Here is a 26,402-nt window from a genome sequence, read left to right as displayed (position 1 = left end):
GCTCGCCATGAAGGAAATCAGGCGTTTCCAACACATCGAAGCTTTGAGCAGACGATCATTCTTGCGGGATCATCTTACAGGCGCAAGCGGAGAAAAAGCGTTACATTTCAAACGCGACCATAAGCTTGCGCCGGAACACCGTCACCGCGATCCGCAATACAACCTATGCTTACACGTTGGGGCGCCGCTATTGGATAAATCATGTAGGGTTGGCCATTCGGGGACGTGTGCAGAGCCCGGGCAATGCGCTGGGACGCCTGACCAGACTGGACGGAGCGAAAGGTGAAACGGGACGCATCCAGGCTCAGGACCGTGGCATGGATATCTCTCGCCTGGATCGGCGCGGTGGCGCTGTTCGTGACATTGAACGCCCGCGCGCAGATTGACCGGGCGAGTGAAGAATTGAACGCCACCGGCTTCATGCTGCACCGGATCATCTCGCAGCGGGTAGCGCAGCACGATGCCCACCTCACGAGCCTGATCGCGCTGGTGCTGGTGGCGGACCCGCCGCCCCAGGATGCCATTCGGCAGGTCGCGCAAAACATCATCCGCTTTTACCCCCGCGTTGCGGCCGTCAATCTGGTTTCGTTGGCTCAGGATGGAACCGTTGTGACGATGACGCCGGTCTTGGCGGTGCCCCAGGCGAATGAAGCGGCCGCCCCTGCCCCCTTCGCCGGCTCGATCTTCCAGCAGCGTCCCGGCCAAGTGAGGGCCTATATCGATCCGAAGCTCCCGGAACGCTATCTCCTTGGCAAGAAGGCGAGTGCCACCAACCCGGCATTCGCGATCATCATGGAGATCGACCCGGCGCTGCTGGTGGAGCCGGATGAGCGGCCGGCTTGGGCTCATCTGATGCTGAGCCTCGATGGCCACGTCCTCACGGACCGGGCCTCGGACGAGATCGCGTCCGCCTGGATCAGCGTGCCGCGCTTCAGCCGGACCATCGATAACCCGAGCCAACCTTTGCTGCTCACCCTGGAGCGGCCGATCGCCCTTGAAGACATCATCAATCCAAGGATGACCCTGGGCTTCGCCGCCCTTTCGCTCATTGCCTTGTTGATCCTGCATTATGCCTGGAAGCAGAGGGTGGCGGCGGGACGCTCGCAAGCGGCGGCACAGGTCGCGGAGCAGAAAACCCAATTGCTGGAGCACGAAACCCGCCTTGCGCACGCCTCGCGGGTCAATGCCCTAGGCGAGCTTGCATCCGGCATCGCGCACGAACTGACCCAGCCATTGACTGCCTTGTTGAGCCAAAGTCAGGCGGCGCGACGCCTGGCCTCCAACGACGACAATCAGGCGCTCTTGTTGCAGGCGCTCGATGCCAATGTGCGCGAGGCAAAGCGAGCGGGCCAGATGCTCGCACGCATGCGCGACTACATCAGCAACCGGGAGCCCCAGCGGGTCCTCACCGATATCAACCAAGTGGTGATGGATGTCTGCGAACTGGCGCGCGCCGATCTCACGGCCCGCGGCATCAGTCTCGCCCCGGATTTGCAGCCGGCGCTGCCGCAGGCGGTGGTCGACCCGATCGAGATGGAGCAGGTCCTGCTCAATCTGATCCGCAACGCCGCCGACAGTCTCGATGAAACCGCAGTCCCCGAAAAGCGGATCGGCGTGCGGACCACCTCCAGCGACGGGCAGTTGATGGTGCGGGTCGAGGACAACGGACACGGCATCCCGCCGGATGTCGCGCCCCGACTGTTCGAGCCATTCTTCACCACGAAGGCGAGCGGCATGGGGCTGGGCCTGCCGCTTTGCGCAACGCTGGTGGAGCGGGTGGGAGGATCCATCGTGGCCGGCGAAGCCACAAGCGGCGGCGCCTGCTTCACCATCACTCTGCCCGCCTCAAAGTCCATTCAGATGGCCGCGCAATGACGCAGCTTCAGGTCTATCTGGTTGACGATGACGCCCCGGTGCGCGAAGCACTCTCTCTGCTGCTGCGCACTTACGGGATGAATGTCGAGAGCTTCGGCGACCCAACGACATTCCTCGCCCATGTCGATCCCGCGCGCCCAGGCTGTCTCCTGCTCGACCTCAGGATGCCGATGATCAGTGGCTTACAATTGCAGCAGAAGCTGGTGGAGCGCGGGATCGACTGGCCCGCCATCATGATCACCGGCCATGGCGACGTGAACGCTTGCCGCCGCGCTTTCAAGGCGGGCATCGTCGATTTCCTCACCAAGCCGGTGGACGAACAGGTGTTGCTGGACGCCATCCAGTCCGCCGCGCAGGAGCTTGAGCGGGTGCTGGAGCGCAAGGAAGCCCACGACCTCCTCGGCACGCTCACCGAGCGCGAGCGGGAGGTGCTCGACATGGTGTGCAGGGGCTGGGCCTCGAAAGAGATCGCCGCCAGCCTGAACGTCTCATCGCGCACCATCGACGCGCATCGCGCGAATATCGCGGAAAAGCTCGGCACCAGTTCGGTCGCGGAGTTCGTGCGCCTGACACTGGCCGCCCCGTGATTTCGGGGCCGCATCGGTAGCTCTACCTAGCCGCACCTGTGGCGCAGCGGATTCAGCCGCAGGGCGTCTCCCCCTAGATGTGTCTGCGGAAAGCGAACGCTTCCAGTCATCAAACGTCTAGGGGACGCACATGAAGCGATTGATCCTTGCCGCCGCCGCGGCTGTCACCCTGTCCTGCACCGCGAACGCGCAGGTGCTTCAGGAAAAGAATATCCCGCTGAACATCGCCGCCGAGATCGCTCGCGAGGCGGTCGCCGCGTGTGCGGCGCAGGGCTACAATGTCTCGGCCGCAGTGGTCGACCGGGCCGGCGTGCTCCGTGCCCTGCTGCGCGCCGACAATGCCGGCGTCCATACGCCGGATGCGGCCCGTCGCAAGGCCTACACCTCCGCCTCGACCCGCATTCCCACCTCCACCATGGTGGAGAACATTCAGAAGACCCCTGCCGCCGCCCAACTGGTCTCCATCGACGGCTTCCTTGTGGTTGCCGGCGGCGTGCCGGTGAAGATCGGCAATGAAACCATCGGCGCCGTCGGCGTCGGCGGCGCACCGGGCGGCCACCTCGACGAGGCCTGCGCCAACGCCGCCATCGCCAAGGTGCAGGACCAACTCAAGTAATCCTTGCTCTCGACGCCATCCCCGCATGCGGCGGGGATGGCGAGACGGCGCGCACCACACAGCCTGGAGAAGGCGTCATGCTGTTTCGTTCGACCCTTCCTAAGGCTCTGCTCATTCTGGGGCTCTCCATGATCGCTTCAATGCCGACGAACGCCATGGCCGGGCCAAGGGAGCGCGCGCTGCTCACCGCCGCCGCGCGTGACGATGCCGGAACCATCCGTGCTCTGCTCTCGGAGGGTGTAAGCATCGAAACGCGGAACGACCACGGCCAGACGGCGCTTCTGGTCGCGACGCAGGCCAACGCCGTTGAAGCCGCGCGGCTGCTGATCTCAGCGGGCGCCGACGTGAACGCCAAGGATGCGATCCAGGACAGCGCCTATCTCTATGCCGGCGCGCGCGGGCACCTTGAGATATTGCGGATGACCCTGTCACACGGTGCCGACCTGAAAAGCACCAACCGCTTCGGCGGCACCGCGCTGATCCCCGCTGCCGAGCGCGGGCATGTAGAGACCGTCCGCACCCTGATCGCTGCGGGGGTGAACGTCGATCACGTCAACCGCCTCGGTTGGACCGCGCTCCTGGAAGCCGTCATCCTCGGCGACGGCGGCCCGCGCCATGTGGCGATCGTCAGGCTTCTGGTGGATGCCGGCGCGCGGGTATCGATCCCCGACAACGAAGGCGTGACGGCGCTACAGCATGCCCGCACACGCGGATACGGCGAGATCGCCGCAATCCTTGAGACCGCCCGGAAGGCGTGAGTCGAAATCTAAATTATGGGGTATCGCTGGCGCGCCCTAGGGGAGTCGAACCCCTCTCTCCACCGTGAAAGGGTGGCGTCCTAACCGATAGACGAAGGGCGCGTAAGCGGCCGTCCTTATAGGAGCGCCTCCGCCGGCAGGCAAGGCCCCCGGCGGAACTACCCACAGGTCAGCGGATAATTTTCTTCTGAGCCCTCACCATTTACCGGTATTGGGCATGGACGACCAGGGCTCTTGGGCGGGCTTGGCCTCGCCCTTCTGAAGCAGCTCGACGGAAACATTGTCCGGCGAGCGCACGAACGCCATGTAGCCGTCGCGCGGCGGCCGGTTGATGGTCACGCCACCGGCCATAAGGCGCGCGCAGGTCTCATAGATGTCCTCCACCTCGAAGGCGAGATGGCCGAAATTGCGCCCTTCGTCGAAGACTTCCTTGTCCCAATTATAGGTCAGTTCAATCTCGGCGACGCCCTCCTGGCCTGGCACGGAAAGGAATATCAGGGTGTAACGACCTTCCGGCCTCTCCTTGCGCCGGATCTCCTTCAGCCCCAGCTTATTGACGTAGAAATCGAGGGACTGATCGATATCGGTCACGCGGACCATGGTGTGGAGAAAGCGCATGGGAGTTTCCGGAGCAGTGGAAGCGATCGTGTTCGTTGGCGTGGGGAACGTATGACATCGAACGCCGATCTCAAGAGCGCGCAGGATACGCGACGGGAATTTCTCGCGCTGCGGGAATTTTTGCAGAGCGCGGAACGCGCCGTGGCCTTCACGGGCGCAGGCCTTTCGACCGAATGCGGCATCCCCGATTTCCGCTCGCCCGGCGGACTGTGGACACAAAACAAGCCGATTCCCTACGACCTGTTCGTCGCCCATGGGGCGGCGCGGGATGAGGCTTGGCGACGCAAGTTCGCCATGGACGCGGCCTTCGGCGGCGCGACGCCGGGCCGGGGCCACAAGGCGCTGTCACGGCTGCTGGCCGAGGGCCGGCTCTGCGGCATCATCACCCAGAACATCGATGGGCTGCATCAGGCGTCCGGCGTGCCGGACGCCGATCTGGTGGAACTGCACGGCAACACCACCTATGCCACCTGCCTGGACTGCGGGCAGCGCCATGAACTCGACTGGGTGCGCCCCCGCTTCGAGGCTTCCGGACACGCCCCGAATTGCACGGCATGCGACGGCCTGATCAAGACCGCCACGATCTCCTTCGGGCAGGCCATGCCCGAGCAGGAAATGGAGCGTGCGCGGAAAATGACACAGGCGTGCGACCTGTTCATCGTCCTCGGCTCCTCCCTCGTGGTCTATCCCGCCGCCGGCTTTCCGCTCCAGGCCAAGCGCAACGGCGCTCGCCTCGTCATAATCAACCGCCAGGAGACCGATTTCGACGCGATCGCCGATCTGGTCATCCGCAGCGAGATCGGTGATGTGCTTGCGCCGTTCGTGGAAGGTTTCGCTCCGCCTCATTGACCGTTCCGCACGCAGGCGCAAAATTTACCCAGGAAACATGCGGCGAAGCGCATTTCACCACTCGGAAAGGGTGTGCGAGGGCCAGTGGACTTGCTATTCTTAACCTCCTGGAAACAGGTGCGCGTCGCACGGGTCGCGTGAAGTGCAGGGTCAGTTGGATATGGCGCCTCAGGGACCGGGAATCGAATCGCCATTCAGTGTCCCCGCCGAGGACATGGCCGAGACGCCGGTTCTCCTGGTTGAGGTTGCCGGCACCATCAAATGGTTCGATGCCTCGAAGGGCTATGGCTTCATCGTTCCAGATGGCGGCGGCCCGGACGTTCTGCTGCATGTCACCTGCCTGCGCCGTGATGGATTCCAAAGCGCCCTGGAGGGCGCGCGAATCGTCTGCGAGGCCGCCCATCGCGCCAAGGGCCTGCAAGCGTTCCGCGTGGTCTCGCTCGACCTCTCCACCTCTATTGCCAATCCAATCGCCCCAGCGACCCGCGTCCGCGCGGAGATCGAGCCGGCCGGCGGTTTCGAACCGGCGGTGGTCAAATGGTTCAACCGGCTGAAGGGCTTCGGCTTCCTGACGCAGGGCGAAGAAACCCCTGATATCTTCGTGCATATGGAGACGCTGCGGCGCCATGGCCTGACCGAACTGCGCCCCGGCCAACAGGTACTGGTGCGTTTCGGCAACGGCCCGAAGGGCCGCATGGCGACCGAAGTCAAGGCAGAGGACGGGCTTCCCGGCACCCATTGAGGACATTCATGATGAAAGCGGCGGCCCTGCGGGCTCGTTCGATCGGGCGTCTGTGCGCCCTTTTCCTTCTCGTGGCCGCGCCGGCCCTCGCGCCCCTGCCGGTTGCGGCCCAGGCTCCGGCCCCCGCCGCGACGCAAACCGCACCCAAGCTTGATGCCTTGGAGATCGCGACCAAGTCGGGCGTGGTGGTGCTGGAGGTTGAGGTGGCGCGCACCGACAAGCAGCGCGAAACCGGCCTCATGTATCGCAAGCAATTACCCGAACGGCAGGGAATGCTGTTTGATTTCGCCGTCGATCAGCCGGTCTATATGTGGATGAAGAACACCTTCATTCCGCTCGACATGCTGTTCATCCGCGCCGATGGGACGATCGCGCGGATCGAAGCCATGACGACCCCATTCTCCGAAACGACCATCTCCTCCGGGGAGCCGGTGCGCGCGGTGGTGGAGATTTCGGGCGGCGCCGCGAAGCGGCTGGGAATTGCGCCCGGCGACAAGGTCTCGAACACCCTGTTTCGTGGCCGATAGGATCAGGCTTTTCCCGGAGGGATGACAGGAATCTCATACGTCACCCACGCGGCGGCGCGCCCGACTTTGTCGTAGAGCGCGCGGGCGGCGTGGTTGTCGGTGGCGGTCATCAATTGAAGCTGCGCCCAACCACGCTCACCCGCGATGGTCTGGACAGCCGCCATCAGCTGACCCGCAAGCCCCTGCCCGCGCGCCTGGGGATCAACGAACAGGTCATCGAGGAACCCCGTCTCGCGCCCAAGAAGCGGATCGGGCGTCTCGCGGAAATGGGCGAGCCCGGCTAGGCTCCCGTCACGCGCGAAAGCGGCCAGCCCTTCCAGACGGCGCGCCTGCTGGTCCATCAGCCAAGTCCAGGTGCGCGTGAGAATCTCTTCGTCCATCGGCATCTTGTAGAATGCCGCATAGGCCCGATAGAGCGGTCGCCACGCCGCCGCGTGCGAGGGCTCAAGCGGAACAACCCGGCTGCCAGAGCGGCCACCCGCAGGCTTCGAGATGTCGTCGGAGACTGCATGGGGCATCGAGTGGCGCTTTCCGTTTGCGACGCATTCCAGCTGTGTGGCGCCTTTCACTTGCGCCGGAGCCTGTGAAAACCTAATGAAGGCTGGCGTGTGTTTCACGCATGTTCGGAGCATAGCGCAGCCCGGTAGCGCATCTGCTTTGGGAGCAGAGGGTCGCAGGTTCGAATCCTGCTGCTCCGACCATTTCATCTTTCTCGGCGTCCAGCATCCCGTGGACGTTCAGCGTTTCTGGCGCGGCGCGGGAGCATCTGACGGCGGCGTTCCATCCAGCAGCGCCTGGGCCTGCCCGACCCACCCTTCCCTCTCGACCCGACCAGGAAAGCCAAGCGCGGCGCCAATCCATTGCGCCTCCTCGGCCGACCATGCTGCGATCTGCGAGATGTGGAAAATACCGAGGGCATTCAGCCGACGCTCATTCTGCGGACCTATGCCCTTCAGCCGCTTGAGATCGTCGGCTTCACCTTGCGGCGCGGCCAGCGAGGGCGGTTGGCTCCCCGCCTGCTCCTGCTGTGCAGTTCGCTGCAACCCACCGGCCTGGCGTCGGCGGGGAGCCGGAGCGGATGGAACATCGACAGGGGCGTCGTGCACCACCTCGGGCGCAAGCGACGCGTACGCCTCTTCCGGTGCAAGAAAAGCGGGTGATTCCGGCAAGGGCGGGGGGGTGATTGAACGCGGTGCCGGAGACGGCGCGAACGCCATGCTGTTCTGAAGCGAGGCGGCACGATGGGCGCGCGCGCGGCGACGAAGGGCCAACCCCAGCACCGCACCGACGGCAAAGGCCGTCGCCAGGATCAGGATGGTTTCCAGCGCGAAATCCATCAGGACGTTCCGCTTCGCGCGAAATAGCCGGTGGCGAGGCCGGCAACCAATGCCGCCAGCACATAAGGCCACAAGGCCAAGGCGAGATAGATCAACCGTTCCTCCGCGCGTACTTCCGCCATCCGGAGCGAGCATGTGCTCTTAGCGGGTGGCGTTCAAGCAGCCTCAGTTCTCACGCCGCACCTGGCCGGCCCGCAATTGCACCGCCACAGACACATCACCGGGCGCGGCCGCATCGAACGGCGCGATGACGATGCGTTTCTGGGGTATCCCCGCTTGCGAGAGATAAGCTGCGATCTCCTGCGCGCGCGCGTGGGCCAGGGCGCCGGATGAGCCAGCGGCGGCGTCTAACTCCAAAGCCACTTCCAGCACGGCGTCGGGACACTGCTGCGCCAGAAGGGCGAGCCGGTCGAGCATGGCCGCCCCTCTGATGTCGGGGCTAGTCGAATTGCCCTCGAACGTGAGCTGGCCGGCGCTGAGGTGGTGGGCAAGCGGCAGACATTCCAATCCCGACAGCGGCGCGCCGGGCTGCGCCGGGGTGATCGCGGTGCGAAAGCTGAAGGATTTCGGCAAGGCGGCTGCAAGCGCCTCATCGATCTGGCGGCCGGTGACGGCGTGGAGCGCATCACCGGAAAGCTGAAGATCGGTTCCGGACAGCATGAGATCGGCAGGGTCGAGCCGCGCCATCTGGATCACACCGGCTTTCACCGCCTCCAGGAAGCCGGGCGGTGCACCTCCGCCAAGTGCTGCAACATCCTGCACCTTCTCGCCGGGAAACAGCGTTTCGAGCAGGCGGGAGACCTCTGCGTGGGTACCGGCATCGGGGACAAAACCGGAAAGAGCGAGCCCCTGCCCGTCCCGGTGCAACGCGAATACAAACGGGGATATGAACGGCGGGCGGATCGAGACTTGATCCACGGTGACACCGACGGGCGGCGCACCGGTTGCCTTTGTGAGGATCGCGAGCGTCTCGGCGTCCAGCGCCTCTCCCCCCAGCGAAAGGCGCAGGTTCTCAAGCACCGCTTCGCCCAGACGCATCTTGGCGAGTTGGATGAGGGCGAACTGGGCGGAAGCGCCGAACACCTCGGCCGGCGGACCGCCCGCGCCGAGCCGCGTCTCGTCCACCGCCGGGATGCCGGGGAAAAGGCTACGCACGGCATCGCTGACTCCGCGCCGCGCTTCCTCGGAAATAACGTAGCCGGACACGCGCACCCGTTCCGCCTCCCGCTCCGCGCGCCAGACGAAAGGCGAGACTCTGGGGGGCTCTACGGCGAATCGCGATACGGAAAAGCCTTCCGGCGGCGTGCGTCGGGCGGCCACCAGCGCATCGAACACCTCGAAGGATGATGTTCCGCCCTCCAGCGCGACGGAGGTATCGGACAGCACCAGACGGCCCTTCGGCAGCATGGCCAACTGCGCCGCCCCGTAGGCGACCGCCTTCAGCCAGAGATCGGTCGAAGGGCCCCCATCACCAAGCCGCATCTCATCGACGATGCGCGCGCGTGGCAGCGCGGCGCGCAGAGCCGCCATCACTGCGACGCGCGCGTCCTCGGATGGCACATAACCGAGCGCACGGAGCTCATTTTCATCGCGCTGCGCGGACCAGAAGAATGGGGACACAACCGGCGGGCGCACCGCGAAACGGGCGAGCCGGAAGCTTTGGGGAAGCGGCTCGTGCAGGGTCGCGAACAAGCCATCGTATGTCTCGAGATCCGGACTGCGCCCCTCAATGGAAAGGGCATCGTCGGAAAGGATGATGCGGCCGGTGGGAAGCGCCGCCAATTGGCTGAGCCCGAACCCCACGACCGCCGCGAAGTCGCCCGCCGGCGCTCCGCGCGCGCGGACCAATTGGTCCGCCCCCTTCACAACCGATATGCCTGGAATGGCGTGCGCCGCGACGATGATGCGCTCCAGCGCCATGACTGAAGGGACGTAGCCGGAGAGTTGAAGCGTGCGCCCGTCGCGCACCGCGGTGAAGGTGAAAGGCCGGCGCTCGGGCAGCAGGGTGGTGTGATCGACCACGCGGCGGACCCCCGGCAAGGCCGCGAGCGCGCGACGCACCTTGGCGCGGGCTTCTTCCGCCAACGCCTCGCCCGATATGACGACATCACGCCCCGTGAAGCGGACGCTGGCCCAGCCTTCGCCGGTCATTTCAAGCGCGTGATCCGCGCTGCTACCGAGGGTGGCCTCGATGAACGGGCGCTGCAGCACGGCGAGCGTCGTGATGGCCACGAGGCACAAAATTCCGCACATAATGGCGAGCAGGTTCCAGCGCCGGGGCGGCAAGCCGGGAGGTGCCTTCATGCCGGAGCCTGCGCTCATGCCCGCCCTTCCAGAAAACCACCGGCACGCTCTGAACCAGCCACGCGCCCGCACGTCTCGTTCATGCATTGCTCACGCCTGCACGATGGGCTCGATTTGTGCTGAAATATAGAAAGGGTCAAGGCTGACGCGACGGTTCCGGAGAATAAGGGGCACTGAAACGCAAAGCGGCGGCCGAAGCCGCCGCTCGCATCTACATTTGGCGGCGCCTTTAGAAGTCGCGCTCGACCATGAACAGCACCTGATGCGCGGCCTGCGACGCGACCGGCAGACCGTAGCCGGTATTCACGTAGTTGTTGGCCTTGTACATGTTGTAGTCGTACTGAAGGGTGATCGCGAGTTTGTCCACCGGCGTCCAGGTCAGGTTGCCGCCGATGTTGTAGTTGGTGCCGGAGGTGGCGCCGTAAGCGACCTGTGCGACCGAATTGTCCAGATCGAACTTGGCGTAGCCGCCGAACAGGGCGGACTGCCACTTGTCGTTCCAGTTATGCAGGAACTGCGAGGTGAAGTTCCAGCCGCTGACCTTCGAGACGCTGCCGTTGAAATTCATGAAGGCGTCAGGCGGGGAGAAGTCGCCGCTGGCGTTGACGAGGCCGAGATAAGACACGGCGCCATCGACATAGGCGCTTTGCAGGTAGAGCGAATCACCCGCCGCGATGAACGGCAGGTTGAACATCAGGCCGGCCTGCACGGCATAGCCCCAGGTGTCGGTCGCGGTCTGGCCAACATAGTTGGCGCCGGCGGTTGTGGGCGTCATGGCGCCGACTTGATGGAGCGCGCCGGACAGTTGGAACTGGCCCCAATCGCCCTTCTGGCCGAAGTTGGCCACGAAGTCGGGAATGCTGGTGCCCGCGAGGTAATTGTCGGACACGCCGGGATAGTTAGGATCGGCGGGGTTCGTACCAGCGTTGCGGCTGCTGGAGTCTTCCGCCGCAACGGTCGCCGTCCAGCCGTTCGCGAACTCCCAGGTATAGGCGATCAAGGGCAGGCGCATGTCGTCGCCGATGGTGGCCGGATCGGTACCAAGGACGTTCGCATTCGCGTAGAAATCGAAGTTGGACTGGGCGTAGCCGAAGGTGAAGCCGGCGTACTGGATATACATGTTCCAGGGGGCGAACTGGGCGCCGTTCGGGCTATCGGACCAGGGGCTGGACGTGCGCCACATGAACCGGATGTCCATGTAGGAGCGCAAGACGCCGTATTCGGTGTTGGTGCGGGCATCGACGATCAGGCCAAACAGACCGATGGAATAGGTCTTGTCGTTCTCGAGCGGATAGTCGGTGTAGGTGTTGTAATAGGATTCAGCCCGGACATATCCGCCGATCCGCAAACAGGTGTCGGAGCCTGGGACGTAATAAAAGCCGGGTCCCATCACCGTGCACTGCTTCACATAGGCCGTCTGCGCGGCCTTGACGGGCAAGTCCGCCGCAATCGCTGCCCCCGACGATGCCGCCACCAGCGCAACCGCAGGCACGAAGCGTGAAATCCTCATTGAAATCCCCCGAAGTTCCCCGAAGCACAGCTAGCTGCGCTACCTTCCCGCGAAATATGCCGCAAGAAATACCGTTAGGCAAATCTTGAAGCAGTAAAATCGTCACCGAACCTAAGGTTAGGAAGCATTCTTAGACATAAGACAAAGAAAAACCCCGGCAGTTGCCTGCCGGGGTTTCTTACTAACCGAAGGAATATTCGATCAGAAGTTACGCTGAGCGCGGAAGCCGCCCGACCACACGTCGGTGGAGCCACCAACGATCGAGGTGGGAACCGTGGTCGCATTGCCACCCGCATAGGTCAGGGGCGCATCGCCATCAACCTTCGAGTAGAGCACTTCGAGGCCGAGGTCGAGGTTCTTCACCGGCGACCAGATGGTGTTCAGACCAACCTGCCACACCTGGGTGCTGACGCCGCCAACGAAATTGGTGGGGACGTCAATCGAGGCGTAGCTGCCGAGGATCGCCGAACGGATATTCGGGACCCAGTAGTGACGGAACTGACCCTGGAGGGCCCAGCCGGACTCCTTGGTGAAGCCAGTACCGGTCCAGATCGCGTCAGCCAACGGGTAGAATGCGCCGGAAAGCTGGTTGGCAACAGTACCCACAGAGAGGCTACCGAAGCCAGTCGCACGGCCCTGCGTGGTGCCCGAGAGGCCGAGATAGGCCAGAGCGCCGTCAGCATAGCTGGCCTGGATGAACAGGCTGTCGCCCGGAGCAAGCATGGGGAGCTTGAACTCCACCGCGCCGCCGATGGCGAAGCCCCAGGTGTCGGTGCTGGATTCACCCAGGTAAGACGCGCCGGTCGAGAGCGGCGAGATCGCGCCGACCTGATGCAGAGCGCCAGACAGGATGGCCGTGCCCCAAGCCTGATCGAGGCGGAGGTTCGCGACGATATCGGGAACGGACTGGCCGTCCTGATAGTTGGTGTAGGTGCCGCCCGTCGAGGTGAAGGCAACGCTGGTGGCCTGTACGCCGGTGATGCGGTTGGCGGCGTCTTCGAGGGCGATGGTCGCCGAGAAGCCGTTGCCGAACTGCGCGGTGTAGGCAATCGCAGTGGTCCACATGTTCGAGCCGGCAAGCGACGTCGTGTACATGTAGTTGATACCCGGATCGAAGAACGACTGGGTATAACCGAAGGTGAAGCCTGCGAACTGGATGAACGCGCGCTCGAAGTAGAGGCCAGCGTTGGCCGGGCTGCCGGCAGACGCCTGCGAGTCCCAGTTGACGCCGAAGCGGACGTACGAGCGCAGAACGCCGTAGTCGGTGGCGGTGCGGGCGTCCATGTCGAACACGCCGCGGGCGCGGGTCAGGTAGTCCGGGGTATCCTGGGTCGTGAAGGGGAAGCCACCGATCGCAGCGCCGCCGGCGCCGTTGAAGATGGTCGCGCCCGCAGACGTGATAGCCGGGTTGAACGTGCCAACCGCGTTAATATACGTGTCGAAGCGAGCGAAGCCGCCAATCTTCAAGCAGGTATCGGTGCCGGGAACGTAGTAGTAGCCCGCGCCGTAAGCGGAGCAAACCTTAACGTATTCCACAGCCTTTGCCTTAACAGGCAAATCAGCGGCCTGGGCCCCAGACATCGCTACCAGACCAGCAGCGCTACCGAGGAGAAGGCTCTTAACCATCTTCATCGTGACCTCCAAAAGTTTCGTTCCGAGGGAGCGAGAGCGCATCAACGGTGCGTTTCGCACCCGAGAGGTCTTGCCCCGATTCCCCTCCACACATGAGCCGAAACTCCTGTGAGGAAGGGCGACCGGGGACTGCCCCCCTTCGTCGCAAAGTCACCATACAAAAGGCCGAACGGGGATCAACGCCCATATCGCCTCTAAACCCCGGAGAGCGCTGGATTCCCGGCAGGTGTTGCAGGAACAACACGGCGCGATTCAGCTACCCAAACACCACATTTCGCCATGAAACATAGCACTCGCCTTGTTTCCCGGCTCTCAGGTTCGTGAACGACGCCCAGGGAACCGAATTCCAGTTACGCCTCAGGTTGGGCGACTGGGCTTGTGGTTTTTGGAATGTCTCGGGTTTTCAGAGTCGAATCGTCCCCCGTTTCCGGCACGGCACACGGAATCAACGCCGTAAGGTTCGCCGGGACCGCCCCGCGACGCTCTGAGCAATAAAGCCCGCGCCAGCTTGGCGGAAAAACGAGGGTGCGATTTCATGGCGGGGAAAATTGGCGGAGACGGAGGGATTCGAACCCTCGAGACCCTTTTGGGGGTCTGCTCATTTAGCAAACGAGTGCCTTCAGCCTCTCGGCCACGTCTCCATGGCCCCTCTATGCCGAACCGGAGGCGGCTTTGCAAGGTTCGCCGCCGCATTCTCCCGCGCGGCGATCAACTCCCCGCGTAGGACTTCTCCTCGACGATGGAAGATCCCACCGCCACGTTGATGTCCTTCTTGATCGCCGCCCGCCGGTCGTTGGTGACGTAGACCGCCCGCGCGAGTTCGATGAAACGCGAATCGAAGCGCCCTTCCGCCTCAAGTTCGCGAATCTCATCCTCCACCTGCCACAGGGTCTCGTTCACCACCTTGAGGTCGGCGGCGAGAGCCTCAAGGGCATCCAGGCCGTGAGAATCGCGCAGCGCCACCAGCGCATCCAGTTCGCGACGCACATTGCGCAGCTTGGAGACGTCGCTGATGCGCTCCGCCTTGATCTCAAGGATGGTGATCTTGTCGATCAATTCACCCGCCGCGATGGGCGCGAGTATGTCGGTTGCCTGAGAGGCGTCCGTGGGATTGCTCACGATGCTTCCCCCTCGCCCGCCTCGACGCGCGCGGCCATCCGCCGGCGCACCATCGCGGCGATGGTGTCGAATACGCCGTTCCAGTCACCGGGCTTTGCCTGCCGCACCAGCGTGAGGGAGGGATAGAACACGCTCGCGTCTCCCTCCCGCCCCCAGCGCCAGTCGGGCACGGCCTTGAGCGCGACGATGGCAGGCCGGGCGAGCGCGCCGGCGAGATGCGCCATCGAGGTATCGGTGGTGACCACGAGGTCGAGATGCTGGAGCAAGGCCGCGCTGTCGAGGAAGGCACCGTCGGCGTCGAAATCCTCATCGAGGCGCAGCACCCGGCCCTTGAAGGAAACCGTATCGATTTGCTCCGTGCCTGCGCCACGCTGGATCGCCACCAGCCTGACGCCTGGAATCTCCGCGAGGGGGGCGAACGCGGCGAGGGGCGCGGAGCGGCCCACGTCGATGTCCCGCCGCGTACTGCCCTGCCAGGTGATGCCGATGACGAAATCGCCAGCATCGCGCACATGGCTCCACTGCCGCGCCCGCTCGGGCTGCGCCGCGAGATAGGGCGTGACCGGCCAGAGTGCGGGATCGCGGGCAAGAATCAGCGGCAGGCTACCCACCGCGATCCAGCACAGGCCCGGCGCCGCCAGGTCGACCTCGGAGAGATCCGAAATCACGCTCACGCGCGGGTCCAGTGTTGTAAGCAGCGGCGCCAGGGCCGGCCGCACCAACAGCTTCACAGCGATGCCGCGTTCCGCCAGCAGCGGAACGAGCCGGGCAAACTGGATCATGTCGCCAAGACCCTGCTCGTTCTGCACCACCAGTTCGGAGGGCGTCTCCTTGCCGTCCCATCGGGTGAAGGGCAGCGGGGCATAGGTCGGGGGCACGATGCGCGCGCGCGCCTCATATCCTTCCCAGCCCTTGGCCCAGCGCCCGCGCGCCAGATCGTCCATGGCGATGTGGAAGAGTGCATCCGGATGGTTGGGGCCGTTGCGCAGCGCCCTCTCGATGGCCGGGCGGATTTCCGCCAAATGGCCAAGGTCCGACAGTGCATAGGAGCGCGCGACGGCGGCTTCCACATTGCGCGGCGCCAGGGCCAGGGCCGCGTCGAGATCGGCAAGCGCTCCGGCGGGATCTTCCAGGGCACGCTTGGCTTCGCCACGCTCATAGAGCGCGCCGGCAAAGCGCGGCTCAAGGTTCAAAGCAGCATCGCACTGGGCCAATGCCTCGGGGAGCGCCTCCAGGCGGCGCAGCACCTGTGCCAGCAGAACGCGAATTTCCGGACGTCCGGGCGCCGCTTCTACGGCGCGCTCATAGGCGTCTCGGGCACCCGGCAGATCGGCGCCCGCGAACCGCGCCTGCCCGAGCAGGGAGAGCACATCGGCATCGCGCGGCGCGATTTCGAGTGCCTTTTCGGTCACCGCGATGGCACCAGCGATGTCGCCGGTCTCCAGCAGAATGCTGCCCTTATTGACAAGGTGCATCGGCATCCAGGGCTGGAGCGCGATCAGCCGGTCGCAATCAGCCAGCGCCTCTGGATAGATTTTCAAGCGCCCCAGCGCCACAGCGCGGTTCGACAGCGCCTCTATGGCGCGAGGGTCGAGTTCCAACGCACGGGTGTAGCGCGCCACGGCTTCCTTGAAGCGGCCGAGACTGGCGAGGGCGTTGCCGGCCTGGAACTGCGCTTCGCCGAAACCGGGCGCGAGCTTCGCCGCCTTCTCGAACTGGGTGAGCGCCTTCTCACCCTGCCCGGCTGCCTGAAGCCCCACCCCCAGCAGCAGCAAAGCATGCGGGTCGTTGGGCGCAAGGTTGGCAGCAGCGCGGGCACTCTGCACCGCTTCCTTCGCCCGTCCGGTCTGAAGCAGAGCCATGGCGAGCATACGGTGCGCATCGGCGAAAGCGGGGCTCATGGCGGCGGCGCGGCGGAAGCCGTCAATGGCCGCATCCACCTGCCCGGCACGGTGCAAGGCGGCGGCTTGGGCGAGCACGGCGCGCGGATCAGGCTGCATGAGAACCAGTTTTCCTTCCAGACGCAGCGGAACGCGGCGTGGCCGCTTCTCTAGAGCAGTTTGCCGTCAGATTGCATGCCATCTGATGGGTGAAACGCGCTCTTTCCAGGTTTAGGTGGCTCAGTTGCGCGCGCGCTGGCCGAACAGCACCTTCTGCGCGTCCTTGTCCTTGGACAGATCGAGCTTCTGGCGTTCGTCGGCATTCACATGCAGGCCCCGCTGAACCGCCGGGCGCATAAGAACCGTGTCGATCCAACGCTTGAGGTGCGGAAATTCCTCGATTTTCTGGCCCTGGCGCTCCCACAGCTTGGCCCAGCCGATGCAGGCCATGTCGGCGATCGAATAATCGCCCGCGAGAAATTCGCGATCCTTCAGGCGCGTGTTCATCACGCCATAAAGCCGGTGCACCTCGTTGGTGTAACGCTCGACGGCGTAAGGGATCTTTTCCGGCGCGTAGATCCGGAAATGGTGCGCCTGACCGGCCATGGGGCCGAGGCCGCCCATCTGCCAGAACAGCCATTCGTCCACTTCCACCCGCTTGCGCTCATCGGCGGGGTAGAACTTGCCGGTCTTGCGGCCAAGATATTGCAGGATCGCACCGGACTCGAACACCGAGATCGGCGCACCGTCCGGACCGTCGGGATCAACGATGGCCGGCATCTTGTTGTTGGGCGAGATGGCTAGGAAGTCCGGCTTGAACTGGTCGCCCTTGCCGATGTTGACGAGATGCACCGCGTACGGAAGGCCGCATTCCTCCAGCATGATGGAAACTTTCCAACCGTTCGGCGTCGGCCAATAATGAAGCGCGATCGGCTGCTGGATGTCGGCCATGTGCGTACTCCCGTCCGGCCGGTCTCAGCCGGCGAGGGCGATAGAGGTATTCCTGCTTAATGCTCTCGGCAAGTGACTTGAATCCGGCTTTCCAGCCGTCACCTTCTGCGTGCCGACATGCAACGAACCATCAACCGGCAAGACCCCAAAGGGCGCTATTGTTCCACAAGCTCGACGCGGCGGTTCTTTGCCTGCCCGTCCTCGGTGCGGTTGCTTGCCACCGGCGCCAGCGGCCCGAGCCCCCGCGACACCATGCGCTTCGGGTCGATCCCCGACTTCGCCAGAGCCTTCGCCACGGAGTCAGCGCGCTTGTTGGAGAGCGTCACGTTGTAGTCGAGCGTGCCCTTGTTGTCGGTGTTGCCGGTCACGTAGACCTTGAGCGCGGGATTTTCCTTCAGGAACTTCACCATTTCGGCCAGTTGGGGCTCGGATTCCGGCTTGATGTCGGCTTTGTCGAAATCGAACTGGATGCCGTAGAACACCGCCTTGCCCTCGGAGGCCATCTTGCCGGTGATCTGCGCGGCACTGACCACCTCCATGCGGCGGTCCATGGTCTTGGGCTCGACCAGTTCGACCAGCACGCTCACCTGGTCCGAGAGCAGGGTGGAGATGTCTCCGAAGCTGCCGCCGCGGTTCACGGCGGCATAGATGGCGGCATAGCTGTCGCCCTCTGGCGTCGCCTTCTTCATCAGGACGTAGCGGACATCCACCACCTCGTCGAAGACCGCATCAATCACCTGCCGGCGGGCAGATTCGTAATTGGGGCCGATCACCTTGGTCTCGGCCTTGTCCCAGCGATATTTCAGAATGGGGAAGCTCTCCCCGCAGTCCACGCCCGAGCATGCGAACACGCTCTGGAAGCCCTTGGCGGTGAGCGCCTCGACGAAATTCGCCAGCACTTCCAGCGAGGACCGCCCGGCCGGCGTCACATAGAGCGAGCGCGTGACCTTGCCCTGCACCTTCACCTGAGCGGTGAATTTCTTGTCGTCGGAATAGCTTGCCCCGGTGGTGGGGCCGGAGGCCAGCGTGATCTCATCGAACGCCTTGGTCGTCTGGCCGAGCAGGATGGAATCCTTGTAGCGGCCGGTCAGCGGGTTATCGGCCCCTCCCCGCACATCCTTTGAGAGGATTGCCTCGAACGTCTGTGCGAAGACCGGGCTCGAAAGCAGCAGGGCGAAGGTGAGCGCAAGCGACCGCATGACTGCCATAGGAGGCACTCCTAGGAGGACAAATATTGCTAGTCCGCTTGCATGACGGCGACAAGCGCGGATGGAAACACCGGGCGGACCATCCTGTGCTAAAAGCCATTTTCCGCATAGATAGCCTGGACGAAGCGTAATGGTGAAGCCGACCACTGAACTGTTCACGGTCGGCTATGAGCAGACCACGCCGGCCGCATTCCAGGACACGCTGAGCCGCGCGGGCGTCGATCTTTTGGTGGATGTGCGTGCCGTTGCCGCCTCGCGCCGACCCGGCTTCTCCAAAACCGCGCTTGCGTCGGGCGTTTCCGCCCACGGCATCGCTTATGTACATCTGCGGGCGTTGGGGACACCCAAGGAAGGGCGGCTCGCCGCACGTTCGGGCGACCATGGCGCCCTCATGCGCATCTATGATGCCCACCTCACCACGCCGCCGGCACGCGAGGCGCTGGGCGAGTTGGCGAGCCTCGCCAGGGGCCGCCGTATCTGCCTCATGTGTTACGAGCGCCATGTCGAAGGCTGCCACCGGCTGCGCCTGGCAGCATGGCTGTGCGAGCGGCTGGACCTTCCGGTGGCGCACCTGGTGCCTGACCCGTTCTGATCGCGAGGCCATCGGCTCAGCCGTGATCGGGCACCCGCAGCGCGTCGCGCGCTTCGGCGAGCGCCTGGGGCGTATCTACGTCCAGCAAGGTGCCCTCCCCGCTGACCTCGACCTCGAAAACCGCTTCCGCATGGGATGCGATGAGATGGCGGGCGCCGATGTCACCTTCCAGTGCCATGAGGGCAGGAAAAAAGCGCCGGGACCACAGCACCGGATTGCCGCGCCGGCCGCCTACCACGGGCGCGACGATGAGCCGGCCGCCCTCAGGCGCAAAGGCAGCGAGCAGCCAGTCGAGGGTGGAGGTTTCCATAAGCGGCATGTCGCCCAGCAACACCAGGGCGCCCGAAGCCGCGTCCGGCACGGCACCGATGCCCGCCGCTAGCGAGCCGGAAAGGCCCTCGACATATCTAGGGTTGGACGCGAACACGACATCCAGCCCCGACAGTGCCTGCCTTACACGGTCGCTTTCATGGCCGGTGACGACCACGACGGGTGTGGCGCGCGAGGCCAATGCCGCCGTCACGACACGGCGCACCACCGGAACACCGCCCACCTCTTCAAGCAGCTTGTTCGGCCCGCCCATGCGGGTGCCGCGGCCGGCGGCCAGCACTACGGCGGCGACCAGCGCCGGAACGGCCTCTGCCGGCGCCTCGCGCGGCTGGGGGCGCGTCACGATCTCTCCGATCAGGCCCCCCGCGCCCATGCGGGCAATGTCGGCAGATGCGAGGGGCAGATCCGCAAGCAGGCGGGCCAAGATGAAATCGAAGCCATTTTCCTTGGAACTGCGGGCACACCCCGGCGCGCCCACCACGGGAATCGCGCCCAGGTGTCCCAGCAGAAGTAGATTGCCGGGGTCCACCGGCATGCCGAGCCGCTCTACCGCACCGCCTGCGGCTTCAAGCGCCGCCGGGATGACATCGCGCCGGTCGGCGATGGCGGACGCTCCGAACACGAGGATGAGTTCCGCGCCGTCGGCGCGCGCCTCATGCAGAGCTGCACGCAGGCTGTCACTGTCGTGCGAGATCCGCACGTCTTTTTCGATATGCGCGCCCCAGCGCGACAGCCGCTCGGCGGTGACGCGCAATGTCTTCTCCACCACCTTGGCGGCAAAGCCCGGCAGCAAAGTCGAAATCACCACCACAGCCTTTCGGCGAAACGGGGCGACCCGCACCACCGGTACCGCCTGGCCAAGCGCCGCCTCGACCAGGGCCCCCGGCACCGCATAGGGGATCACCTTCACGGTGGCGACCAGATCACCATCCCGTACCGGACGATGCGGCACGAGAGTCGCGAAGGTCAGTGTTTCGTCGACCAGATTGAAGGCATCCACCGCCGCCGGGTCCAGTTCCAGCACGCCGGATGTAGTCGCGTGGAGGTTCGCGCGGCCGGTGAACGGCGCAGCTGCCCGCGTGCCCGTGCCGGCAAAACGCCCCGCCAGCAGCGAGGCGGCATCGTCCTCGTCGAGATCCCCCGCCTCCAGCCGCGCCACCACGATGTCACGGGCGCCGCTCTGTCGCAGCGAAGCAATCTCAAACGCGCCGAGGCAGGTGCCCTTGCGGATCACCACACCATCGAACTTCACCGTATGGGCGACGATGGCGCCCAGGGCCTCATCAAGCGGGACCGGGCCGAATCTCACGCCGCCGCCTCGGAGCGCACCGCTGCCGACGTCTCCTTGCGCAAGGCGCCGATGACTTCGGCGAGCACCGCCACCGCGATCTCGCCGGGGCTTACCGCGCCGATGTCGAGGCCGATGGGGGCATGGATGCGGGCCGTCACTTCGGCGCTCAGCCCGCGCCCGGCAAGCCGCTCGAGACGCTTGGCATGTGTGCGCCGCGAACCCAGCGCCCCGACATAGAAACAGTCGGCGCGGAGCCCCGCCTCAAGGGCAGGCTCATCGATCTTGGGGTCGTGGGTCAACGCGATCAGGGCGGTGAAGGGGTCGACACCCACCTCCGGCAGGGCTTCGTCCGGCCATTGTGCGATCACCCGTACGTCGGGAAACCGCTCCTGCGTCGCAAAGGCGGTGCGGGGGTCGATGATCACCATGTCATAGCCGGCGATGCGCGCCATCGGCGCCAGTGCCTGGGAGATATGCACCGCGCCGATCACCACCAGGCGCGGCGGCGGCACTTCCACGGTGAGGAAGGCGCGCGACGCCCCCTCGCCCACCATGCCGCTCTTTCCGGTCCGAAGCGCCTTCGCGAGATCGGCAGCGAGCGGATCAGAGATCGCATCCGCCGGCGTCACGAGACGCTGGGTGCCGGTTTCAAGCTCGGTGACGAGAATGGCGGGGCGGCGCGCCGCGCGTTCCGACATGAGGGAGGAGAGAAGATCGAGGCGCATGGGCGTTCAGTCCACCCGCTCCACGTAGACCCGGATGGCGCCGCCGCAGGACAGGCCGACACGCCATGCGGTCTCATCCGCGACGCCGAATTCCAGCACGCGCGGCGTTCCGCTCTCGATCACGTCCCCGGCCTCGCTCACCACTTCACCTTCGACGCAGCCGCCGGAAACCGAGCCCAGGAAATTGCCGTCTGCGTCGATCACGAGATGGCTGCCGACCGGGCGCGGCGCGGAACCCCAGGTTTCCAGCACGGTGGCCAGAGCCACTTGCCGCCCCTCGTGCCGCCAACGCAGCGCCGCCTCCAATACGTCGTCCTCGGTCGAGAGCATGGCCACCTCCTGACGAGTGCCCGCGCGCTGCGCGCTTGGCGTCCGCTTAACCTTCCCTATATAGGGGCGCGCACCCCGCCGGAAAGCCGCCGGACACGCCAAGCGCGCCGCACGCCGATATTTTCTTTGCCGAAAGACCTCATGCCGACACTGCGCACCGCGGACGAGTTGATCGCCGCCGGCCTCATTGCCGAGGCCGGACGCGGCGACGCGGAGCGGGTGGCGCAGCGTTATGCGGTCGCGGTGACGCCGGTTCTCGCGGCCATGATGGCGCCTGGAGACCCGATCGCGCGCCAGTTCCTGCCGGATGCGGCGGAACTGGATGTGCGCCCGGAAGAACGCGCCGACCCGATCGGCGATGATGCCCATTCGCCGGTTCCCGGCATCGTCCATCGCTATCCCGACCGGGCTTTGCTGAAGCTGGTGAGCGTGTGCGCGGTCTATTGCCGATTCTGCTTTCGCAGGGAAGTGGTCGGCCCCGGCACCGAAAACGCGCTGTCGCCGCAGGCGCTGGAGGCGGCGTTTGCCTACCTCTGCGCCCATCCGGAAATCTGGGAGGTGATCCTCACCGGCGGCGACCCGCTCATGGTCTCGCCGCGACGCATGCGCGACATCGTCGGCCGGCTCGCCGGCATTGCGCATGTGAAGATCGCCCGCTTCCACACCCGAATCCCAATCGCCGCGCCCGACCGGGTGAGCGCGGAGATGGTGGCGGCGCTGAAGACCGACGGCGTCACCTCCTACGTCGTCGTCCATGTGAATCATGCCCGCGAACTCGGAAGGGAAGCCCGCACGGCGCTGGCAAAGCTGGTGGATGCGGGAATACCCGTCCTCTCCCAATCCGTGCTGCTGCGCGGTGTGAACGATGATGCGGCCACCCTCGCCGAGCTATTCCGCGCCCTGGTGGAGTGCCGGGTGAAACCCTATTACCTGCACCATCCCGACCTTGCCCCGGGCACGGCGCATTTCCGTCTGTCGATCGAAGAGGGCCAGGCATTGATGCGCGCCCTGCGCGGCCGCGTGTCGGGCCTCGCCCTACCAACCTATGTCCTCGACATTCCCGGCGGCCACGGGAAGGTTCCGCTGACCCCGACCTATGTGGCTGGCGATACCGTCATCGACTATTGCGGTGGGGTGCACGCCTACCCCCAGGAAGCGTCCTAGAGGCCGGCGTCTCCTCCGACAAAGCCGCGACCAGTGCCTCAAGGCTCGCAAGGCTATGCACCGGGCGAAACTCGTCGACATGCGGCAGAAGCGCCTTCACACCCCGCGCCTTGGGCTCGAAGCCGTCATAGCGCAACAGCGGATTGAGCCAGACCAGACGGCGGCAGGACCGGTGGATACGATCGATCTCGGTTTCAAGTTGCGCGTCGGGGTCCCGCTCCAGCCCGTCGGTGATCAGCAGCACCACCGGATTTTGCGCCATGACACGCCGCGACCACTCCTTGTTGAAGGCATGAAGCGAGGCGGCGATGCGGGTACCACCAGACCAGTCCTTCGCAGCACCGGCCACCGCATCCAGCGCCGCGTCCGGGTCGCGTCGGCGCATGGCGCGGGTGACATTGGTCAGCCGCGTGCCGAACAAAAAGCTGTGGACCCTCCGCGTTTCGCTGAGCGCGTGCAGGAAATGCAGGATGGCGCGGGAATAGTCCCCCATGGAGCCGGATATATCCACCAGCGCCACGATCGGCGGCGGACGGCGGCGTGGCCCCTTCAGGCGTGGCGCCAATAGGAGCCCGCCAGTGGAGAGCGAAGCCCGCAACGTCGCCCGCATATCGAACCGCGCGCCACGCACCTGCGGCCGGAACCGTCGCGTCGGCGCATCATCATCGGGCATCCGGAGGGCGGCGATGCGCCGACGGGCCTGCCCCATTTCCTCGGCGCTCATCTGCGCGAAATCGCGGGTGCGCAGCACATCATCGGCGGAGGCGGTGAAGCGGGCGTCCAGTTCCAGCTTCGGCTTTTCCGCCGGGCGCTCCTCGCCGACACCGGCGAACAGCGCCTCCTGAACCCTGCGCAGTGTGGACTTTGACTTGTCCTGCTCCCGTCCCGGTGCCGCCGGGGAGAGCATGGCAATCAATTTCTCCATCGGCGCCCTGCGCCGCCAGAACAGGCGGAAGGCATGGTCGAACACCTCATGGTCCTCGTGCCGGCGCACGAATATGGCGTGGAGGGTCCAGTACATATCCTCCCGCGTGCCGAGGCCCACGATTTCGAGCGCCGAAACCGCATCCAACATGTCGCCGGGACCCACGGGAAGACCGGCCGCCCGCAAGGCGCGGCCGAAATAGGCGATATTCTCGGCAAGGCGCCCCTCAGGCACCGCGCCTACTCCGCCGCCACGGCGCGGCGGGCCTCCTCGATCAGCTTCTCGATGCGCGGAGCGTCTGTGCGGGCGATGTCGTCCTGATACTTCAGCAGCACGCCGAGGGTATCCGCCACCAGCGCCGGATCGAGCGCGACCGCGTCCAGTTCCACGAGCGCGGATGCCCAATCCAGGGTCTCCGCCACCCCGGGCACCTTGAAGAGATCTTCCTTCCGAATCGCCTGGACGAACGCCACCACCTGCGCCGACAGGCGCTCCGGCACATCAGGAAGCCGCTTGCGCAGGATCGAAAGCTCCCTCGCGGCCGAGGGATAATCCACCCAGTGGTAAAGACACCGACGCTTCAAGGCGTCGTGGATTTCCCGTGTGCGGTTTGATGTCAGGATGATGATCGGCGGCGCCGCAGCCTTCACCGTACCGAGTTCCGGTATGGTGATCTGGAAATCCGACAGCACTTCCAGCAGGAAAGCCTCGAAGGCTTCATCGGTGCGGTCGAGTTCGTCAACCAGCAGCACCGGGGGGCCGGCGGGGTCATGCTGGAGCGCATCAAGCAGCGGACGGCGAAGCAGGTAACGCTCCGAGAACACGTCCGCGGCGATGGCACCCTTGTCGTGTTCCCCCGCCGCCTCGGCGAGACGGATGGCGATCATCTGCGCGGCGTAATTCCATTCATAGGCGGCCGCAGAGAGGTCCAGGCCCTCATAGCATTGCAGGCGGATCAGCCGGCGGCCGAGCGCACTCGCGAGCGTGCGGGCGACCTCGGTCTTGCCGACCCCGGCTTCTCCTTCCAGAAGCAGCGGCCGGCGCATGCGCAGGGCGAGATGGACCACGGTGGCAAGTGCCCGGTCGGGGACATAGCCGGCGCCCTCAAGAAGCGCGGAGGTGGCATCGATGGAGGCCGGCGGGGAATAGGGCATGACCAGATCCTAGCTCACTTTTTCCGCTCACCAACCGGCAGCACCGGCAGCACCGGCGGGGGCGTGGGAGCAGGCCACCACGGCGTGCGGGACAGGAAAGTCAGGGCGTAGGCATAAAGCGCCTGCCTGGGATCGAACAGGCTGACGATGATGGAGACCAGGGCCGCGATGATGACCAGAGGCAGATGGGCCCCTGCCGCAAAGGACAGGGATTTTTGCCCGTGCGGCGCCTCGAAATATCGCCACGCAATATGAAGTATCCCAAGGGCGATCATGTTCGCGGAATAGACGAACACCGCCGGGGCGAACTCGCCGTATTTGCCGACCACGCTAGAAGAGAACGGTACCATGGTCACGAAGAAGAGATAGAACATCCACAGCGTGACGAGGCCGGCGGAGAGATGCTCGCCACTCGGCCGCAATTCGATGGTGCCACGCCAGTGGGCACCGAGCACGAAGAAGCTGATGAGATAGGTAAGCAGGCGCGGCGCCAAATTGACCAGATGCACCATCAGGTCGGATGCGCTGTTGATCGGCAAGCCGGTCTCGAAGCGCACATCCAGCACCAAGAGCGTCATCGCGAAGGCGAAGACACCATCGGTCAGGCCATCCACGCGGGATTTGTAGTAGCGCCTCATCATCCCGGACATGCTGCATTAAGGCACTGGCAGCGGGCGGCGCCTTGCAGCACCGCCCGGCTGAGCGCGGGTTTACCGCTCTAGCGCCAGCTAACCTGAACGATCTCGAAGGAACGAGCGCCCTTTGGGGTGACAACCTCGACCGACGCACCTTTCTGCTTGCCGATGAGCGCGCGCGCCACGGGCGAAGAGATCGAAATGCGTCCAGCCTTCGCGTCGGCTTCGTTGTCGCCGACGATCTGCCAGATGCGCTGTTCCTCGGTGTCCTCGTCCACGAGCGTGACCGTGGCGCCGAATTTCACGGTGTCGCCTGACAACTTCGAGACGTCGATCACCTCGGCGCGGGAGATTTTATCCTCCAGATCCGCGATGCGGCCCTCGTTCAGCGACTGCAACTCCTTGGCGGCGTGATATTCCGCATTCTCGGAGAGGTCGCCGTGCGCGCGCGCCTCTGAGATGGCTATGATGATCCGCGGGCGCTCCACCTGCTGGCGGTGCCGCAACTCGATTTCGAGGGCGGTGAACCCGCCCCCGGTCATGGGAATCTTTTCCATGGGTCCGTCTTAAGACCTCCTGAGACTCCGACTCGCCTGCCGTTCATCGGCAAGGGGGCGAGCCGAAGCGAAAAAATTGAAACCGTAAACGCGGGACGATGACCGTCTCGCGCCACGGCGCGTACCAGTGGAGAACACACGCAGACGGTGCGGGCGCCTCAGCACCCGCACTGGCCTGCATCGCGA

General features: G+C 64.9%; 27 protein-coding genes and 3 tRNA genes. 10 read left to right on the top strand and 20 right to left on the bottom strand.

Annotated elements, in window-relative coordinates:
• The first annotated feature begins 312 nt into the window (after window positions 1-312).
• From ADADO0_RS11090 to ADADO0_RS11075, 4 genes are all read left to right on the top strand, one after another.
• The gene (locus tag ADADO0_RS11090; RefSeq protein ID WP_511305199.1) at window positions 313-1,875 is read left to right on the top strand and encodes a sensor histidine kinase; all 1,563 of its coding nucleotides are present in this window, start codon (window positions 313-315) and stop codon (window positions 1,873-1,875) included.
• On the top strand, window positions 1,872-2,462 hold the full coding sequence (locus tag ADADO0_RS11085) for a response regulator transcription factor (protein WP_511305197.1): 591 nt from the start codon (window positions 1,872-1,874) through the stop codon (window positions 2,460-2,462). The genes ADADO0_RS11090 and ADADO0_RS11085 overlap by 4 nt, the downstream gene beginning before the upstream one ends.
• 130 nt (window positions 2,463-2,592) lie before the next feature.
• Complete coding sequence (locus ADADO0_RS11080) at window positions 2,593-3,078, top strand: GlcG/HbpS family heme-binding protein (protein ID WP_511305196.1); 486 nt, start codon at window positions 2,593-2,595, stop codon at window positions 3,076-3,078.
• A 77-nt stretch (window positions 3,079-3,155) separates the two neighbouring features.
• A complete protein-coding gene (locus ADADO0_RS11075) occupies window positions 3,156-3,836 on the top strand; it encodes an ankyrin repeat domain-containing protein (RefSeq protein ID WP_511305195.1) in 681 nt (226 codons plus the stop codon).
• A gap of 27 nt (window positions 3,837-3,863) precedes the next feature.
• Here the strand turns inward: ADADO0_RS11075 and ADADO0_RS11070 are convergent.
• Window positions 3,864-3,938, bottom strand: a tRNA-Glu gene (locus tag ADADO0_RS11070).
• Between the two features lie 93 nt (window positions 3,939-4,031).
• Window positions 4,032-4,454, bottom strand: a complete 423-nt coding sequence (locus tag ADADO0_RS11065; protein WP_511305194.1) for a VOC family protein — start codon at window positions 4,452-4,454, stop codon at window positions 4,032-4,034.
• Between the two features lie 51 nt (window positions 4,455-4,505).
• Here ADADO0_RS11065 and ADADO0_RS11060 point away from each other — a divergent pair, with 51 nt between their 5' ends.
• From ADADO0_RS11060 to ADADO0_RS11050, 3 genes are all read left to right on the top strand, one after another.
• Window positions 4,506-5,303, top strand: coding sequence for an SIR2 family NAD-dependent protein deacylase (locus ADADO0_RS11060; RefSeq protein ID WP_511305193.1), 798 nt, complete (start codon window positions 4,506-4,508; stop codon window positions 5,301-5,303).
• A 214-nt stretch (window positions 5,304-5,517) separates the two neighbouring features.
• On the top strand, window positions 5,518-6,045 hold the full coding sequence (locus tag ADADO0_RS11055) for a cold-shock protein (RefSeq protein WP_511305192.1): 528 nt from the start codon (window positions 5,518-5,520) through the stop codon (window positions 6,043-6,045).
• An 11-nt stretch (window positions 6,046-6,056) separates the two neighbouring features.
• A complete protein-coding gene (locus ADADO0_RS11050) occupies window positions 6,057-6,572 on the top strand; it encodes a DUF192 domain-containing protein (protein WP_511305472.1) in 516 nt (171 codons plus the stop codon).
• Window positions 6,573-6,574: 2 nt separating this feature from the next.
• Here the strand turns inward: ADADO0_RS11050 and ADADO0_RS11045 are convergent, their stop codons facing one another.
• Window positions 6,575-7,090 carry a GNAT family N-acetyltransferase gene (locus ADADO0_RS11045; RefSeq protein ID WP_511305191.1) on the bottom strand — a complete coding sequence of 172 codons (516 nt, stop codon included), beginning with the start codon at window positions 7,088-7,090 and terminating at the stop codon, window positions 6,575-6,577.
• Between the two features lie 106 nt (window positions 7,091-7,196).
• Here ADADO0_RS11045 and ADADO0_RS11040 point away from each other — a divergent pair.
• Window positions 7,197-7,273 (top strand) — tRNA-Pro (locus ADADO0_RS11040).
• Between the two features lie 36 nt (window positions 7,274-7,309).
• Here the strand turns inward: ADADO0_RS11040 and ADADO0_RS11035 are convergent.
• From ADADO0_RS11035 to ADADO0_RS10990, 10 genes are all read right to left on the bottom strand, one after another.
• Window positions 7,310-7,909 (bottom strand): helix-hairpin-helix domain-containing protein, encoded by a 600-nt coding sequence (locus ADADO0_RS11035; RefSeq protein WP_511305190.1) that lies wholly within the window; start codon window positions 7,907-7,909, stop codon window positions 7,310-7,312.
• Complete coding sequence (locus ADADO0_RS11030; RefSeq protein ID WP_511305189.1) at window positions 7,909-8,031, bottom strand: hypothetical protein; 123 nt, start codon at window positions 8,029-8,031, stop codon at window positions 7,909-7,911. Before ADADO0_RS11030 ends, ADADO0_RS11035 begins: the two co-directional genes overlap by 1 nt.
• A 43-nt stretch (window positions 8,032-8,074) precedes the next feature.
• Window positions 8,075-10,231, bottom strand: coding sequence for a BON domain-containing protein (locus ADADO0_RS11025; protein WP_511305188.1), 2,157 nt, complete (start codon window positions 10,229-10,231; stop codon window positions 8,075-8,077).
• A gap of 211 nt (window positions 10,232-10,442) precedes the next feature.
• Window positions 10,443-11,723 (bottom strand): porin, encoded by a 1,281-nt coding sequence (locus ADADO0_RS11020; RefSeq protein ID WP_511305187.1) that lies wholly within the window; start codon window positions 11,721-11,723, stop codon window positions 10,443-10,445.
• A gap of 201 nt (window positions 11,724-11,924) precedes the next feature.
• On the bottom strand, window positions 11,925-13,259 hold the full coding sequence (locus ADADO0_RS11015; RefSeq protein WP_511305186.1) for a porin: 1,335 nt from the start codon (window positions 13,257-13,259) through the stop codon (window positions 11,925-11,927).
• A 645-nt stretch (window positions 13,260-13,904) separates the two neighbouring features.
• A tRNA-Ser gene (locus ADADO0_RS11010) sits at window positions 13,905-13,996 on the bottom strand.
• A gap of 67 nt (window positions 13,997-14,063) precedes the next feature.
• Window positions 14,064-14,474 (bottom strand): DUF6165 family protein, encoded by a 411-nt coding sequence (locus tag ADADO0_RS11005; RefSeq protein ID WP_511305185.1) that lies wholly within the window; start codon window positions 14,472-14,474, stop codon window positions 14,064-14,066.
• On the bottom strand, window positions 14,471-16,474 hold the full coding sequence (locus ADADO0_RS11000; protein ID WP_511305184.1) for a tetratricopeptide repeat protein: 2,004 nt from the start codon (window positions 16,472-16,474) through the stop codon (window positions 14,471-14,473). The genes ADADO0_RS11005 and ADADO0_RS11000 overlap by 4 nt, the downstream gene beginning before the upstream one ends.
• Window positions 16,475-16,594: 120 nt before the next feature.
• Window positions 16,595-17,305 carry a glutathione S-transferase N-terminal domain-containing protein gene (locus tag ADADO0_RS10995; protein ID WP_511305183.1) on the bottom strand — a complete coding sequence of 237 codons (711 nt, stop codon included), beginning with the start codon at window positions 17,303-17,305 and terminating at the stop codon, window positions 16,595-16,597.
• A 155-nt stretch (window positions 17,306-17,460) separates the two neighbouring features.
• Window positions 17,461-18,513: an OmpA family protein gene (locus tag ADADO0_RS10990; protein ID WP_511305182.1), complete on the bottom strand. Its 1,053-nt coding sequence runs from the start codon at window positions 18,511-18,513 to the stop codon at window positions 17,461-17,463.
• 130 nt (window positions 18,514-18,643) lie between these two features.
• Here ADADO0_RS10990 and ADADO0_RS10985 point away from each other — a divergent pair, with 130 nt between their 5' ends.
• Window positions 18,644-19,105 (top strand): DUF488 domain-containing protein, encoded by a 462-nt coding sequence (locus tag ADADO0_RS10985; protein ID WP_511305181.1) that lies wholly within the window; start codon window positions 18,644-18,646, stop codon window positions 19,103-19,105.
• Between the two features lie 16 nt (window positions 19,106-19,121).
• On the opposite strand, the gene ADADO0_RS10980 is transcribed toward ADADO0_RS10985, so the two are convergent.
• The 3 genes from ADADO0_RS10980 to ADADO0_RS10970 are packed head-to-tail and all read right to left on the bottom strand — an operon-like array spanning window position 19,122 to window position 21,781.
• A complete protein-coding gene (locus ADADO0_RS10980) occupies window positions 19,122-20,744 on the bottom strand; it encodes an NTP transferase domain-containing protein (protein ID WP_511305180.1) in 1,623 nt (540 codons plus the stop codon).
• A complete protein-coding gene (locus ADADO0_RS10975; RefSeq protein WP_511305179.1) occupies window positions 20,741-21,451 on the bottom strand; it encodes an XdhC family protein in 711 nt (236 codons plus the stop codon). Before ADADO0_RS10975 ends, ADADO0_RS10980 begins: the two co-directional genes overlap by 4 nt.
• Before the next feature lie 6 nt (window positions 21,452-21,457).
• Window positions 21,458-21,781, bottom strand: a complete 324-nt coding sequence (locus ADADO0_RS10970) for an XdhC family protein (protein ID WP_511305178.1) — start codon at window positions 21,779-21,781, stop codon at window positions 21,458-21,460.
• 141 nt (window positions 21,782-21,922) lie between these two features.
• Between ADADO0_RS10970 and ADADO0_RS10965 the strand changes: the two genes are divergently transcribed.
• Entirely contained in the window at window positions 21,923-22,945 is a 1,023-nt protein-coding gene (locus tag ADADO0_RS10965) for a lysine-2,3-aminomutase-like protein (protein ID WP_511305177.1), read from the top strand.
• On the opposite strand, the gene ADADO0_RS10960 is transcribed toward ADADO0_RS10965, so the two are convergent.
• From ADADO0_RS10960 to greA, 4 genes are all read right to left on the bottom strand, one after another.
• Window positions 22,896-24,104, bottom strand: coding sequence for a vWA domain-containing protein (locus tag ADADO0_RS10960; protein ID WP_511305176.1), 1,209 nt, complete (start codon window positions 24,102-24,104; stop codon window positions 22,896-22,898). The two genes, ADADO0_RS10965 and ADADO0_RS10960, sit on opposite strands and share 50 nt — an antisense overlap.
• A 5-nt stretch (window positions 24,105-24,109) precedes the next feature.
• Window positions 24,110-25,024, bottom strand: coding sequence for an AAA family ATPase (locus tag ADADO0_RS10955; RefSeq protein ID WP_511305175.1), 915 nt, complete (start codon window positions 25,022-25,024; stop codon window positions 24,110-24,112).
• Window positions 25,025-25,038: 14 nt separating this feature from the next.
• Window positions 25,039-25,665, bottom strand: a complete 627-nt coding sequence (locus ADADO0_RS10950) for a TMEM175 family protein (RefSeq protein WP_511305174.1) — start codon at window positions 25,663-25,665, stop codon at window positions 25,039-25,041.
• Window positions 25,666-25,742: 77 nt separating this feature from the next.
• A complete protein-coding gene (greA, locus tag ADADO0_RS10945; RefSeq protein WP_511305173.1) occupies window positions 25,743-26,216 on the bottom strand; it encodes a transcription elongation factor GreA in 474 nt (157 codons plus the stop codon).
• Window positions 26,217-26,402: the final 186 nt, after the last annotated feature.

Source organism: Aquabacter sp. (genome assembly GCF_965279295.1).
GTDB lineage: Bacteria > Pseudomonadota > Alphaproteobacteria > Rhizobiales > Xanthobacteraceae > Aquabacter.
Note: the sequence above shows the minus strand (reverse complement) of the source record. Positions and strands in the feature narration are given on the sequence as shown.